The 14,157-nt window shown below is 67.9% G+C and carries 14 protein-coding genes; 3 read left to right on the top strand and 11 right to left on the bottom strand.

What is annotated here, in order from left to right:
• The first annotated feature begins 238 nt into the window (after positions 1-238).
• The 3 genes from glpK (at position 239) to ptsH1 (ending at position 3,220) form a co-directional block, all read left to right on the top strand.
• Positions 239-1,771, top strand: coding sequence for a glycerol kinase GlpK (gene glpK / locus NDI65_RS00950; protein ID WP_089777819.1), 1,533 nt, complete (start codon positions 239-241; stop codon positions 1,769-1,771).
• Between the two features lie 3 nt (positions 1,772-1,774).
• Positions 1,775-2,845, top strand: a complete 1,071-nt coding sequence (locus tag NDI65_RS00945) for a hypothetical protein (RefSeq protein WP_089777817.1) — start codon at positions 1,775-1,777, stop codon at positions 2,843-2,845.
• 99 nt (positions 2,846-2,944) lie between these two features.
• A complete protein-coding gene (gene ptsH1 / locus NDI65_RS00940; RefSeq protein WP_089777815.1) occupies positions 2,945-3,220 on the top strand; it encodes a phosphocarrier protein HPr in 276 nt (91 codons plus the stop codon).
• A gap of 106 nt (positions 3,221-3,326) precedes the next feature.
• Here the strand turns inward: ptsH1 and dhaM are convergent, their stop codons facing one another.
• From dhaM to NDI65_RS00885, 11 genes are all read right to left on the bottom strand, one after another.
• Complete coding sequence (gene dhaM, locus NDI65_RS00935) at positions 3,327-3,713, bottom strand: dihydroxyacetone kinase phosphoryl donor subunit DhaM (protein ID WP_004063261.1); 387 nt, start codon at positions 3,711-3,713, stop codon at positions 3,327-3,329.
• A complete protein-coding gene (dhaL, locus tag NDI65_RS00930; protein WP_089777813.1) occupies positions 3,710-4,408 on the bottom strand; it encodes a dihydroxyacetone kinase subunit DhaL in 699 nt (232 codons plus the stop codon). The genes dhaM and dhaL overlap by 4 nt, the downstream gene beginning before the upstream one ends.
• 137 nt (positions 4,409-4,545) lie before the next feature.
• Positions 4,546-5,544, bottom strand: a complete 999-nt coding sequence (gene dhaK, locus NDI65_RS00925) for a dihydroxyacetone kinase subunit DhaK (RefSeq protein ID WP_089777811.1) — start codon at positions 5,542-5,544, stop codon at positions 4,546-4,548.
• Positions 5,545-5,720: 176 nt separating this feature from the next.
• Positions 5,721-8,852 (bottom strand): isoleucine--tRNA ligase, encoded by a 3,132-nt coding sequence (ileS, locus tag NDI65_RS00920; protein WP_089777809.1) that lies wholly within the window; start codon positions 8,850-8,852, stop codon positions 5,721-5,723.
• A gap of 441 nt (positions 8,853-9,293) precedes the next feature.
• Complete coding sequence (locus NDI65_RS00915; RefSeq protein ID WP_310893146.1) at positions 9,294-9,902, bottom strand: hypothetical protein; 609 nt, start codon at positions 9,900-9,902, stop codon at positions 9,294-9,296.
• Between the two features lie 32 nt (positions 9,903-9,934).
• Positions 9,935-10,240, bottom strand: coding sequence for a hypothetical protein (locus NDI65_RS00910; protein ID WP_089777805.1), 306 nt, complete (start codon positions 10,238-10,240; stop codon positions 9,935-9,937).
• A gap of 125 nt (positions 10,241-10,365) precedes the next feature.
• The gene (locus tag NDI65_RS00905) at positions 10,366-11,775 is read right to left on the bottom strand and encodes a DUF4397 domain-containing protein (protein ID WP_089777803.1); all 1,410 of its coding nucleotides are present in this window, start codon (positions 11,773-11,775) and stop codon (positions 10,366-10,368) included.
• Positions 11,776-11,962: 187 nt separating this feature from the next.
• Positions 11,963-12,415: a hypothetical protein gene (locus NDI65_RS00900; protein ID WP_089777801.1), complete on the bottom strand. Its 453-nt coding sequence runs from the start codon at positions 12,413-12,415 to the stop codon at positions 11,963-11,965.
• Positions 12,416-12,463: 48 nt separating this feature from the next.
• Positions 12,464-12,949: an acyl-CoA thioesterase gene (locus NDI65_RS00895; protein ID WP_089777799.1), complete on the bottom strand. Its 486-nt coding sequence runs from the start codon at positions 12,947-12,949 to the stop codon at positions 12,464-12,466.
• A 60-nt stretch (positions 12,950-13,009) separates the two neighbouring features.
• On the bottom strand, positions 13,010-13,453 hold the full coding sequence (locus NDI65_RS00890) for a bifunctional nuclease family protein (protein ID WP_004041429.1): 444 nt from the start codon (positions 13,451-13,453) through the stop codon (positions 13,010-13,012).
• A gap of 80 nt (positions 13,454-13,533) precedes the next feature.
• Positions 13,534-14,154 carry a winged helix-turn-helix domain-containing protein gene (locus NDI65_RS00885; RefSeq protein WP_089777798.1) on the bottom strand — a complete coding sequence of 207 codons (621 nt, stop codon included), beginning with the start codon at positions 14,152-14,154 and terminating at the stop codon, positions 13,534-13,536.
• Positions 14,155-14,157 lie beyond the last annotated feature (3 nt).

Here is a 14,157-nt window from a genome sequence, read left to right as displayed (position 1 = left end):
GCCCGTTACTCGGCGGACGTGGTCGTTCTGTCCGGCAGACCGCCTCGTTGAGTAAAACGGTCGAAAAAGTGTCCGTGTGAAATAGTACTCCCCATATTCAGCCGACATGGAGCCTATACTGCGGATTCGTTCTACACAATATGCGGGGGAGTAGTAAAGAAACATTTATCATATAATTTGTACACGTTTGTAGTGGTAGGACTCTCACACCGAGAGTTCGTATCGAGGTTGGTTAGAAATGTCAGGAGAAACTTACGTCGGTGCCATCGATCAGGGTACCACAGGCACGCGGTTCATGGTGTTCGACCACGACGGCAAGGTGGTCGCCAACGCCTACGAGAAGCACGAACAGATCTACCCAGAGCCCGGTTGGGTCGAACACGACGCAAACGAGATTTGGGACAACACGAAGAAGGTCATCGACGCGGCGCTTTCGAGCGCCGGGCTCGACCCCGAGCAGTTGGAAGCCATCGGGATCACGAACCAGCGCGAGACGACGCTCATCTGGGACCGTGAGACCGGACAGCCGATTCACAACGCCATCGTCTGGCAGGACCGTCGGACGACCGACCGCATCGAGACGCTCGAAGCGGACGGCAAGACCGACGACGTGCGCGCCAAGACGGGTCTCGAACCCGACGCGTACTTCTCCGCGACGAAGGCCGAGTGGCTGCTGGACAACTCCGACCCCATCAAGCTCCAGCGCTCCCGACCCGAGGATATCCGAGACCGCGCCAAAGACGGCGAACTCGCCTTCGGGACCATCGACACGTGGCTCATCTACAATCTGACGGGGAACCACATCACGGACGTGACGAACGCGTCGCGGACCATGCTGTTCAACATCCACGACATGGAGTGGGACGACGAACTCTTAGAGGAGTTCAACGTCCCGCGCGAACTCCTCCCCGAGGTCCGCCCGTCGTCCGACGACGACCACTACGGCGAGACCGACGCGGACGGCTTCCTCGGCGCGGAAGTCCCCGTCGCCGGCGCGCTCGGCGACCAGCAGGCCGCGCTGTTCGGCCAGACCTGTTTCGACGCCGGCGACGCGAAGAACACCTACGGCACCGGCTCGTTCATGCTGATGAACACCGGCGAGGAGGCGGTCATGTCCGAACACGGCCTCCTCACCACCGTCGGCTTCCAGCGCTCCGGTGAGCCGGTCCAGTACGCCCTCGAAGGCTCTATCTTCATCACCGGCGCGGCTATCGAGTGGCTCGAAGACATGACGCTCATCGACAACGCCGGCGAGTCCGAGAAGCTCGCTCGGTCGGTCGAGTCCACCGACGGCGTCTACTTCGTCCCCGCGTTCACGGGCCTCGGCGCGCCCCACTGGGACCAGCGCGCCCGCGGCACCATCGTCGGCATGACCCGCGGCACCCGCCGCGAGCACATCGTCCGCGCGACGCTCGAATCCATCGCGTTCCAGACGCGCGACGTGGCCGAGGCGATGGAGTCCGACAGCGACATCGACCTCTCCAGTCTCCGCGTCGACGGCGGCGCTGTCAAGAACAACTTCCTCTGCCAGCTCCAGTCGAACATCCTCGACACGGAAATCGTCCGCCCGCAGGTCGACGAGACGACCGCGCTCGGGTCGGCGTACGCCGCCGGCCTCGCCGTCGGCTACTGGGAGACGCTCGACGAACTCCGCGACAACTGGCAGGTCGACCGCGAGTTCGGTCCGAAAGACCCACAGAACGTCGAAGCGCGCTACGGCCGCTGGAAGGAGGCCGTCGACCGCTCGCTCGACTGGGCACGGGAGGAGTAACACGTGTTCGAAACATTCGCACTCCAGATTCCGGTCATCGGCGTCAGTACCGAGCGGTTCATCGTCCTCCTGCTCGCGGCGTTCGCGGGCGGGATGTTCGGCGCGGCCCTCGGCGCGCTGCCGTCGTTCATCTTCACCGGCTTCGTCGTGCTGCTCGGCGAGACGGCGGGCATCATCATCCGACAGTTCGAAGGTGCCGACCTCATCACCGCCGGCGAACTCGGAACGGGTATCACCAGCAGTATCGGGTTCGGCCCGTTCGTCGGCCCGCATATCGCCTTCGCCGGCGGCGTCGCCGCCAGCGCCTACGCGGGCAAGCGGTACGCCGATATGGACCCCAGCGAGGGCGGCTACCACTTCGGTAAGGACATCACGTACGCGTTCGGCACGCAGCCCGACATCCTCGCCGTCGGCGGTCTCTTCGGCGTCCTCGGGCTCCTCATCTCCCGCGTCGCGGGCGGCATCGGCCTCCCGCTCGACAGCGTCGCGCTGTCCGTCATGACGACGGCGTTCATCGCGCGTATCGCCTTCGGCTACCCGCTCATCGGCTCGCCCGCCGGCAGCGGCCTCCTCGACATGTCGCCGTTCGAGAAGGGAGAGACGCGCGGCGACGGCAGCGGCCGACCCGCGACCGAGCCGTGGCTTCCCCACCAGTACAAGTGGGTCAACATCGTGGTCATCGGCCTCGGGGCCGGTATCCTCGGCGGTTGGACGTGGCTCATCACGGAGAGCTTCTTCCTCGCCTACGGTATCTCGGCGGCCAGCCTGCTGTTCTTGAACCTCGGCGTCGAGAAGATTCCCGTCACCCACCACATCACGCTCGGCGGCTCGTCGTTCGCGGCCATCGCCGCGCCGATGGTCGGCGGTAACGAACCGCTCATCATCGTCGCCGCCGCGGTCGGTGGTCTCATCGGCGCGCTGCTCGGCGAGCTCACCCAGCGTATCGCCTACTCGCACTCCGGGACCCACGTGGACCCGCCGGCGATGTCGATTACCATCTACTCGCTGCTCATCGGCGTGCTGTTCCTCCTCGGGGCCATCCCGAACTCGGCGTACCTCGGACTCGGGCCCTAACAGCCCGGACGCCTCCGGCCCCGCACACGTCGTTCACGATTTTTCTTCGCCGCGTTCCGCAACCGGTAGCGATAACGCTCCGCGGTCGATACCCGACGTATGGAACGCACCGTTTCGGTCGTCCCGAAAGACGGCCTCCACGCCCGTCCCGCCTCGCAGTTCGTCGAGACCGCGAACTCCTTCGACGCCGACGTCCAACTCGGCCGCGCCGGCGAGGACGACCTCGTCCCCGCCGCCAGCATGCTCGCGGTCACCGGCCTCGGCGTCGGCCACGGCGAGGAGATTCGCCTCGTCGCCGAGGGCGACGACGCGGAAGCGGCGCTCGACGCGCTCGAAGAAGTGCTCTCGACGCCCGAAGCCGGCGACGAAGAATAAAACGAAACAAAACAAAGCGGCACGGAACTGCGGGCCGCCGCGCCGCGCGGCGGTCTCTTTCCCGGTCGAATCGGTGGCTCGGAAACCGGTTCGACCGCCGACCGACTCAGTTCAGCTTCCGGTAGTCGCGGGCGTCCTCGGCGCGCTCGACGACCGAATCGAGCGTCGCCTTCTTGCTCGTCGTCTCGACGGCCGCGTTGAGCGTGCCCTCCAGCACCGGCGCGTCCGCGATGACCGCCTCGGAGTCCATCGCCATCTCGATGGCGAGTTCCGCGTTCATCACGGCGCTGCCGAGGTCCACGAGGACGACGACGCCGTCGCCGTCGTCCGCCTCCTCGATACCCTCGCGGATGCGGTCCGGCGAGGTGCCGATGCCGTCTTCGTCGCCGCCGGCGGGGACGATGCGAGCGTTGCCGCCGCCCATCTGCGCCGCGACCTCAGCGATTCCCTCGGCCGCCTTCGCGCTGTGCGAGACGACGACGAGACCGATCATTCGTCCCTCCCGACTGCGTCTTCGGCCCGCGCGTCGCGGTCTACCTCGCCGTCGAGGTACTCCTCGGCGGTCTCAAGCAGCTCTTCGAGGATGAACAGCGTGCTCGTCGCGCCGGGGTCCTGATGGCCGACCGAGCGCCAGTCGAGGAACGACGCGCGGCCCTTCATCGCCTTGATGGGGACGGTGAAGGCGACGCCGCGCTCGGCCGCGTCGACGGCCTTGGCGAGGGCTTCGAGCGGCGGGAGGTCGTCCTGTTCGATGGACTTCTTGTAGGTGTGGACGGCGGGGACGAGCGCGTCGACCATCGTCTTCGCGCCGACCTGCGCGCCGCCGCGGTCCTTGACCTTGTCGAGGTACGCCTCCGCGAACGACACCGAGGTCTCGGCGGTGATGCCGTCTTCGAGTTCCTGACTGGCGAACATGATAGAGCCGCCGTAGAGGGGGCCGGAGGCCCCGCCGACGTTCGAGATGAGCGTCGTCCCGACGTTCTTGACGACCTCGTTCGGCTCCATCTCGGCGAACTCCTCGCGCTTTTCGGCGGCCTTGCCGAAGCCGCGCTCCATGTTCGCGCCGTGGTCGGCGTCGCCGATGGCGGAGTCGAGGTCCGTGAGATACTCCTTCTCCTCGGCGAGGCGCTCGGCGACGTTGTCGAGCGCGTCCAGCACCGCTTCGCGTTGTGTCTCTGCGTCAGCCATGGCTGACCTTCGTCGGCCGGGGGTTAATCCCTTGTCCCGCGGGACTGTTCTGCCGCGAAAAATCGGTGACGTGTCGGGGGTCGCCGCCGGGAGTTCGCGGCGGCGGTCGTCGCGTACTCGGCGGCGGTGAGTCCGACTTACTCGGTGACCGTCAGTCCGGGCGTCTCCGCGGGCGCGCCGAGCAGTTCCTTGAGTTCGTCGTCGACGCGGAGCACGGAGACCGAACAGCCCATCATGTCGAGTGAGGTCATGTAGTCGCCGACCCACGCGTCCCACGTCTCGACGCCGCGGTCGTCGAGGATGGACTGGAGCTTGCGGTTGACGATGTACAGCTCCGACAGCGGCGTGCCGCCCATGCCGTTGACCATCGTCACGACCTCCTCGCCCTCGTCGAGTTCGAGGTCGTCGAGGACGTTCTCGGTCAGGTGTTCGGTTATCTCGTCTGCGCTCATGACCTCGGCGCGCTCGGTTCCCGGCTCGCCGTGGATGCCGATGCCGAGTTCGATCTCGTCCTCGCCGAGGTCGAACGTCGGCTCGCCCTTCTCCGGGGTGACACAGGAGGTGAGGGCCATGCCCATGGTGCGGACGTTGTCGACGACTTTCTCCGCGACCGCTTTGACCTCGCCGAGGTCGCCGCCCGCGGCGGCCTTCGCGCCCGCGCACTTGTGGACGAAGATGGTGCCCGCGACGCCGCGGCGGCCCGAGGTGTACAGCGAGTCCTCGACGGCCACGTCGTCGTTGACGACGACCTGCTCGACGTCGACGCCCTCCATGCCGGCCATCTCGGCGGCGGTGTCGAAGTTCATCACGTCGCCCTCGTAGTTCTTGACGACGCAGAGGACGCCCTCGCCCGCGTCCGTCGCCTGAATCATCTCGTTCAGCTGGTCGGCCGTCGGCGAGGTGAAGACCTCACCCGCCGCCGCGCCGTCGAGCATCCCCTCGCCGAGATAGCCCGCGTGCGTCGGCTCGTGGCCCGACCCGCCGCCGGAGACGACCGCGACCTTCCCCTCGACCGGCGCGTCGCCGCGGACGAGAACGTTCGTACCGTCGAGCCGGCGCAGTTCGGGGTGCGCCGCGACCATCCCGTCGAGCATCTCGTCTACGACCGCTCCGGGTTCGTTGATGAGTTTCTTCATGACTCACCGTCCCTCACGTTCGATGAGGCCAAAAGTGTTGGTCAGTCGGAAGTCGGGGCGGTCGCCGTCTGCGAAAAATCGGCGGTAAACGCCCTCCATTTCACGGGTCGCGGCGGCGGCCGAGCGTCGGGCCGGCGGAGACGCCCGGGGCCGGTACGGACCGGCGCGCGACCGCCTCAGTCGAGTTGGGTGACCGCGATGGTCACGGACACGTCCTCGACGTCCCACGTCTCGACCGTCTCGCCCTCGGCCGACCCGAGGTCGAACTCGCGGGCGCGGACCTCCTCGGCGATGAGGTCGCTGTTCTCCGCGACGAAGCCGGCGACGCGCTCGTCGTCGACCGCGAGCGACACGTCGATTTCGGCCTCGACGTCGAGGTCGAGCTGTTTGCGCATCTCCTGAATCCGGCGGATGACGTCGCGGGCGTAGCCCTCGGACTCGATGTCGTCGGTGAGTTCGGTGTCCACGTAGACCGTGCCGCCCTCGAAGTCGGCACCGCTGACGTGTTCCGGCGGTTCCGCGCGGTACGAGACCATCTCGTCGGAGAGGTCGTACGTCTCGCCGTCGACCTCGACGCCCGACTCGACCTCGGCGCGCGAGCGCCCTTCGACGGCCTCCATGATTTTCTGGGCGTCAGCGCCGAACTCCGGCCCGATGACGCTCATCTGCGGTTCGGCAGTCTCGACGAGTTCGTCGAAGACCTCGACGACCTGCACGTCGCGGGTGTTCACGCGCTCCGCGAGGAGGTCCGAGAGGGCGTCGACCGCCTCGGCGACGGCGTCGTCGTCGGACTCGACCACGATGCGCGAGACGGGCCAGCGGAGTTTGCGGCCGCCGAGTTGGCGGGCGTGCGCCGCGGCCTCCTCCACGTCGCGGAGGACGGCCATGTTGGCCTCCAGTTCCTCGTCGCGGCGCTCCTCGTCGGCCTCGGGGTACGACAGCATGTGGACGGACGTCGCAGAGCCGTCGAGCCGCTGGTACATCCGCTCGGCCATGTAGGGCGCGTAGGGCGCGATGAGTCGGATGGACTCCGAGAGCACCGTCGAGAGCGTGGCGTACGCGCCGAGCTTCGACGCCGAGTCCTCCTCGTCCCACATGCGCTCGCGGATGGCCTTCACGTAGAACCGCGAGACGTCCTTCGTGATGAAGTCGAGAAGGGCGTTGAGCGCGGTGGAGACCTCGTAGTCGTCCCACGCGTCGGCCATCTCGGCTTCGACGGTCTGGAGCCGCGAGAGCACCCACTCGTCGACGACGGTGAGTTCGCCCTCCGAGAGGTCGGCCTCGGCGGGGTCGTAGCCGTCGAGGTCCATGTACGGAAGCGGGAAGCGGAAGACGTTCCAGAAGATGTTGAGCGTCGACTGGGTGTCGGCGAGGCCGTCCCACTCGAACGAGAGGTCGACGCCCTGCTGGTCGTGGCTGAGGAGGTACGCGCGAAGCGGGTCGCGGCCGGCGCGGTCGATGGCCTCCTCGGGCGTCACGATGTTGCCGACGGACTTCGACATCTTGCGGCCGTCCTTGTCGTTGGCGAAGCCGTGCATGATGACCTCCTTGTACGGCGACTCGCCGGTCGCGGCGGTGCCCATGCCGAGTTGCGACCAGAACCACCCGCGGGTCTGGTCGTGCGCCTCGATGATGAGGTCGGCGGGCCACAGTTCCTCGTACGCCTCCGTCTCGCCGGGGAAGTCGAGGGTGCCCCACGTGGCGACCGAGGAGTCTATCCACACGTCGAACACGTCGGGGACGCGCTCGTAGGTCACGCCGTCTTCGGTGATGGTGATGGGGTCCACCGAGGGCCGGTGGAGGTCGACCGTCTCGGGGTCGATATCCTGGTCGGCGCGCTCGGCGAGTTCCTCGCGGGTGCCGACGACAATCATCTCCTGTGCGCCCTCGGCGTCCGGGTCGCTCGGGACCCAGATGGGAAGCGGGATGCCCCAGTAGCGCTGGCGGGAGACGTTCCAGTCGGGCGCGTCGCTCACGAAGTCGCGGAAGCGGTTGTCGCGGGCCCACTGCGGGTGCCACTCGGACTCCTCGATGTTGTCGAGAAGCTGGTCTTTGACGTCCGTGACCGTGATGAACCACTGGTCGGTGGCGAGGAAGATGATGTCCGTGTCACAGCGCCAACAGTGGCCGTAGCGGTGGTCGTGCTCGCCGGCGTGGAGCAGGTGGCCGAGTTCGTCGAGGTCCTCGATGACCTCCGGGTTGGCGTCGCGGACGAACGTGCCCGCGTAGTCGCCGCCCTGCTCCGTGAACTCGCCTTTGTCGTCCACGGGGACGAACACGTCGAGTCCGAGTTCCTGCCCGCGGGCGAAGTCCTCCTGCCCGTGGCCGGGCGCGGAGTGGACGAGGCCCGTGCGGTCGGCCTCGACGTAGTCGGCGGTGTACACCTGTCCAGCACCCTCGAAGTCGGCGTACTCGGCGACGACGCCGGCGAGCGGGTGGTCGTACTCCCAGCCGACCATCTCCTCGCCCGTGACCTCCGAGAGGACCTCGTAGTCCTCGTAGCGGCCCTTCTTCAGGACCTCCTCGACGCAGGGTTCGGCGAGGTAGAGAACCTCGCTCTCGCCGTCCTTCTCGGCGCGGACCTCCTGATACGTCATCTCGCCGTCGACGGCGACGAACGTGTTCGCGGGGATGGTCCACGGCGTCGTCGTCCAGATGACGAGGTTGCCCTCGCGGCCCTTCAGCGGGAACTTGACGTAGATGGACGGCGAGGTGATTTCGTCGTACTCGACCTCGTTGGCCGCGATGGCGGTCTGACAGCGCGGGCAGTAGTTGACGCTGCGCTTGCCCTGTTCGACGAGTCCGTTTTCGGCGACCTTCGAGAAGGCCCACCACGCGGACTCCATGTACTCGGGCGAGAGCGTCTGGTAGGGGTTGTCCCAGTCCATCCACGCGCCGATGGACTGGAAGTCCTCGTCCATCGCCTCGCGGTTGCGGACGGCGAACTCCTTGCATTTCTGGATGAACTGCTCCATGCCGAACTCCTCGATGTCGCGCTTCGAGGTGAAGCCGAGTTCCTCTTCGACTTTGACCTCGATGGGGAGGCCGTGCATGTCGTAGCCGGGGCGGTCCGTGACCTGATGCCCCGTCATGCGCTTGTGCCGGATGACGGCGTCCTTCAGCGTCTTGTTCCACGCCGTGCCGAGGTGCATCTGGCCGGAGGTGTACGGCGGGCCGTCGACGAAGAAGAACGACGGGTCGTCGGCGTGTGCCTCCTTCGTCGCCTCGTAGGCGTCGTTCTCGTCCCAGTACTCGCCGACGACGGACTCCACGTCCGACGGCGTGTACTGGTCTGCGATGTCTTCCATACCCCGTCCTTCTCGCGGATATATATCAAAACGGCGGGTCTGGTCCGCGTCGGTCGGCCGTTCCGCCGGGTCCGACTCAGACACGGGAGACCCTCCGCTGTCGATGGTCTACTGGTCGCTGTCGATACGCCTGTCGGGTGGGGAGAGTGTGTCGCTCCATGTTGGGTTCCGGTGGTCGCGGTCACCGGACGGGAGACCGCTGTCGCTCGGAGGTCGATACGGACGGGGGTCGAGGATGAGAGAAGTGCGAGGCTACTGCCCCGCGATAATGGGCGACGGGGCGACGACCGAGCGTCGGAACTGGCCGACCGCGGGCGGACGGCGCGAACTCCGGTGCCGTCGCATGCTATCCGAGAGCAGTCCCGCGAGAAGTATAACGCTTACTCCGCGGCCGACGGCGACGCGGACGACGACGCCGAGGGACCCGACGGGACTCCGACGCTACCGGTCCGACCAACGGCCGACGCGGTGGGTGGCCACGACCGACTCGGCCGACGACCCGTGCGTGGTTCCGGACTCGTCGTCGCGCTCGAACACCCGGAGCGTGGCGTCCGTCGGAGTCGCACCCCTCGCGACGTCGAACGTCGAGAGGTGAGTGCAGACGAGCGTGTCGGCATCCACCTCGAACGCATCGGGGTCGGCCGGCGGCGACCGCCGAATCGGGATGTCGGCGTCGCGCCACCCGGACCACGACGGCGACAATCCGACGTTGTAGAACGCGGCGTCTTCGCGGGCCATTCGGACCTCGAACAGGAGGACGAACGAGTCGCCGTCGGCCTCCAGTAGGTCGTTCGAGTACTGCCCCTGCATCGCGCGGTCGGTGAACACGTCCCGCTGGTCGGCCGGCGGGTCCGAAAAGAGCCACCCGCGGAAGTCGGCGTCGTCGGGGAACGACCCTTTCACGTACCGCTCGTCGGTCGGGTGGAGCTGCGAGTGGCCGGTGTCGGCGCGGATTCGACCGCTGGCGGTTCGTCGGGCGTCGGCGAGACAGCCCGAGAGGCCGGCAAGCGAGAGCGCGGCGGCGCTCGAAAGGAGGGCTCGGCGGTGCATGCAAGGAGGCTCGGGGCCCTCCGGGTTAACGTTTAATCCCACGTGACCCACAGGAGGACCGCCAGCGCGATCGCTTGGAGGACGTGGATTCCCATTAACACCCGCCACGCCGCGGCGGGGACGGCCGCGGCGAACCAGACCGACAGCGTCGGGTCGACGAGGTAGTAGTAGAGCGCGAAGAGGCTCTGTGCGAGGAGGAACGCGCCGAAGACGACCAACCCGAGCGCGTGTTTCGACCGGAACAGCAGGTAGTTCCGCCCCCAGACGGCGAGCATGACGACGAGGAACACGACGCTCGCGCCGAGCGAGAACCGCGCGGCGTCGACCCAGACGCTCATGGCCGCCGCTGTTCGCGGGGCGGTTCACGTCGCCGGGTTCGTGTCGTCGTCATTCGTTCAGATGGGGTCTCCTGGAGGCGGTGTCGAGTCGGGGGCGCTCGCAGGCCGGTCGGGCCGGTCTACGGTCAGTTGTCCGCGACGACGCTGAGGTCGAACGCGGCGTCTGCCGGCTCGTCGTCGGGCGTCAGGTAGCCGAGCGCGATTGCGGTGTAGGCGCGGCCGCTCTCGACCGCGACGTCGAACTCGGCGACCACGTCGCCGTCGTTCGACTCCGTGTCGCCCCGAATCTGGAGCGTGTAGTCCCCGGCGGGGACCTCGACGGTCGCGGCGTCGCCGAAGGCCGCGCCGTCGACGAGAGCGTCCCCGGAGCCCGCGACGGTCACGTCGACGGCGGGCGCGTCCGGCGAGGCGTGAAGCACCCGGACGCGGGCCGCGTCGTCAGCGGGGGCCGAGCGGTCGTCTTCGAGGAGCGAGACGGCGAAGCCGTTCTCGGCCGCCGAGTCGAGTTCGCCGAGCGCCGCGGCGGTGTACGCGCCGGCCGCGAGGTCGAGCATCTCGTCGAAGACGACCGTGTCGGGCGCGTCGGTCGCGCGAATCGTCACCTGGTGCGACCCGGCGGTCAACGCGAGGTAGTCGCTGACCGCGCCGAACGGCACGTCCGAGAGCGCGACCGCGCCGTCGACGAGCACGTCGACGTTCGGCGCGTCCGGCGAGAGGTGCGCGGCGCGGAGCGACACGTCGCGCTGGACGAGCCCGCCGCCGCCGGACCCGGCGTCGACGACCGCGACGGGCCGGAAGCCCGCGTCGGTCGGCTCGTCGTCGGGCGTCAGGTAGCCCGCCGCGAACACTGTGTAGACGGTGCCGCCGGCGAGTTCGACGTCGAACTCGGCGACCGCGTCGCCGTCGTTCGACTCGGTGTCGCCCCGGACCTGAAGTGCGTAGGTGTCGGCCGGCACCTCGACGCTCCCGGACTGGGTGAAGGAGACGCCGTCGAAAAGCACCGTGTCGCCGGCAGTCACGTCGACCGCGGGCGCGTCCGGCGAGGCGTGGACCACGCGGACCCGAGCCGTGTCGTCGGCCGGGAGCGACACGTCGTCTTCGAGGACGAGCGGTTCGAACGTCTCTTCGGTGAGTTCGCCGACCGCGGCGACGGTGTAGGTCGCCTCGGCGACGTCGAGGTCGCCCTCGAAGGCGACGGTTGACTCGTCGCCGGCGGCGGTCACCTTCACCGTCCGGGTTCCGACGGGAACCGAGAGGTAATCGCTGACCGCGCCGAACGGCACGTCCGAGAGCGCGACCGAGTCGTCGACGTACACGTCGACGTTCGGCGCGTCCGGCGAGAGATGCGCCACGCGGAGCATCGCCGTCTCGGGTTCCGGCGTGGGCGTCGGGGTCGGCGTCGGCGTGGGGGTCGACGTCGTGGTCGTCTCGGTCTCGTCGTCGGCCGTGCCGCCGCCCATGCACCCTGCGAGTCCGCCCGCGATGGCGACGCCACCGAATCCACGGAGTACGTCGCGTCGTTTCATGTTCGTCATAGCGACGAGAGATGAGAGCGACGGTCGGAATATCACCGTTTTCCCAAATCTCGCCACAATGTGTCCATAAATACATACATTGTACGATAATATCACGATATAAAGACTATTCTCGGAGGGATTTCGGAACAGGGCTCGCGAGACGACGAGCCGAGGAAGAACGACGGTCGGGACGGAATCGACGGCCTCAGAAGTCCGGCAGGTCGTCGGGCGCTTCGTACTCGGACTCCCAGTCGATGTAGTCGTCTTTGAGCACGTCGCACACGTCCTGTCCGAGTTCGGTGAGGCCGGCGTTGATAGACGACACCTCGCCCCACGAGGTCAGGTCGGGGTGGAGTTCGCGCTCCTTCCAGTCCTCGGGGATTCCGGGGGCGTGGTAGCCGACGCGGTCGGCGAAGTCGTCCCAGAAGAAGTCGAAGTGGGTGAGGAGGTCGAGGTCGAGGACGACCTCCCACTGCGCCTCGGTGACGGGCGTCTCGGCGGCCCACGCCTCGAAGGCGTCGGCCCACGCGCCGGCTTCGAGGAACTCCTCCAACTCGGCGCGCTTGAAGTCGGCGTCGGCCGCCACCTGCGCGTCGTCGTACTGGTTCGGGTCCACCGTCGGGAGCGACGGCGGGTCCGGGACGGGAACGTCGAGCATGGTCGCCAGTCGGTCGCCGCCGGGGAAAAGGGTTCGGCGCCGGGTTTCTCAGTTCTCCATGCGCTCGATGACGGATTCGAGCTGGTCGGCGCGGGCGGCGACCGCCTCGGCGCGGAGCTCAGATTCCTCGTCGGTCTCGCAGACGAGTCGGGGCACGGGCGTCGGCTTCCCGTCGTCGTCGAGCGCGACGAACGTCAGGAACGACGTGGTCGTCTTCCGTAGCTCGTCGGTCTTCGGGTTCTCGGCGTGCACGTCGACTTTCACGTCCACGCTGGTCCGGCCGACGTTGAACACGTACGCCTCGATGACGGCCACCTCGCCGAGGTCGATGGGGCCGATGAAGTCGACGTGGTCCATCGACGCGGTGACGCACTGGCGGTTCGAAAACCGCATCGCCGCGATGGCCCCGCAGATGTCCATCCAGTGGAGGACCGCGCCACCGAGGGCTCGCCCGAGGTTGTTGGTGTCGTTCGGCAGGAGGAGTTCGGTCATCTCGGTGCGCGACTCTTCGAGCGTCGCGGTGGGTTCGCTCATGCGAGCAGGGTCACGCTGAGGGGGCTTGAAATCGTGGGGCGCGGCGGCGACGCCCCCGGTTCACTCGTCGAAGTCGGCGTCGAACGCCTCGGGCGACTGCCCGGCGGCGTCGAGCACCTCGTCGGAGACGAGAATCGGGCAGTCCACGCGGATGGCGAGGGCGATGGCGTCGCTCGGGCGCGCGTCGAAGACGACCGACCGCGCCTCGCCGTCGTGGTAGCGCTCGGCGTCGACCTTGGCGAGGAACGTGCCGTTCGAGAGGTCGTCGATGCGGATGCTGTCGATTGCCCCGCCGAACTCCGTCACCATCTCGACCAGGAGGTCGTGGGTCAGCGGGCGCTCGAACTGCTCGCCGGAGAGACCGAGTTGGATGGCCTGAGCCTGGTCCGACGTGATGACGATGGGCAGGAACTCGTCGCGCGCTTCGAGGACGACCGCCGGGACGTTCGAGCCGTCTTCGCCGACGCCGACCCCGATACCGCGGACCACGGCACGGTGTTTCATGCTATGCTGTAGTTGGGCGGAGTACGAATAGTTACCCCAGCGCGGTCGCCGACCCGGTCGCCGTCGACTCCCGCGGGGCCTCACCGCCGGGCGAGCTGGACGGCCGCGATGACGAGCAGGATGACGAGACCGCCGGCGAAGAAGGCGAGTCCCGGCGGAATCCCCTGCGCCGCCGCGGGCGCGGCCTCCGCGGCCATCGTCGAGACCGCCCCGGCGTCGGCGGATTCGGCGGCACCGCCGGCACCGCCGAGGACGCCGAGCCCGCGGGTGGCGACCCACTGGACGAGCGCCGAGAGCAGACCCAACACGGCGACGCCGCCGAGCAGGCTCGTCAGCATGGACGCGAGACCCGTCCGCGTCTCCTCGCCGGCGGCGACGACGACAAGCGGCCTGTCGGCGGGGGCGTACACCTTCATCTCGCGGCCCTTCTCGGAGTAGACGGTGTCGACCACCTCGACGAGGCCCGCGTCGTCGAGCTTTCGGAGGTGGTACTGCACGTTCTGGAGCGACGTGTCGACGCGCTCTGCGAGTTCCGCGGCGTTCGTCGGCTCCTCGTGGAGCGCGGCGAGCACGCGGCGGGCCGTCTCAGACGAGAGCGCTGACAGGAGGTCCGACGCCTCGTCGTCTTCGAGTCCGATGACCCGCGGCGAGGACTCGTCCGCGGCGGAGGTGTCGGGGGTGGAGGGCAACAAACCGGCCATACG

It is taken from the genome of Haloferax sp. S2CR25, assembly GCF_031624535.1.
Lineage (GTDB): Archaea > Halobacteriota > Halobacteria > Halobacteriales > Haloferacaceae > Haloferax > Haloferax massiliensis.
Note: the sequence above shows the minus strand (reverse complement) of the source record. Positions and strands in the feature narration are given on the sequence as shown.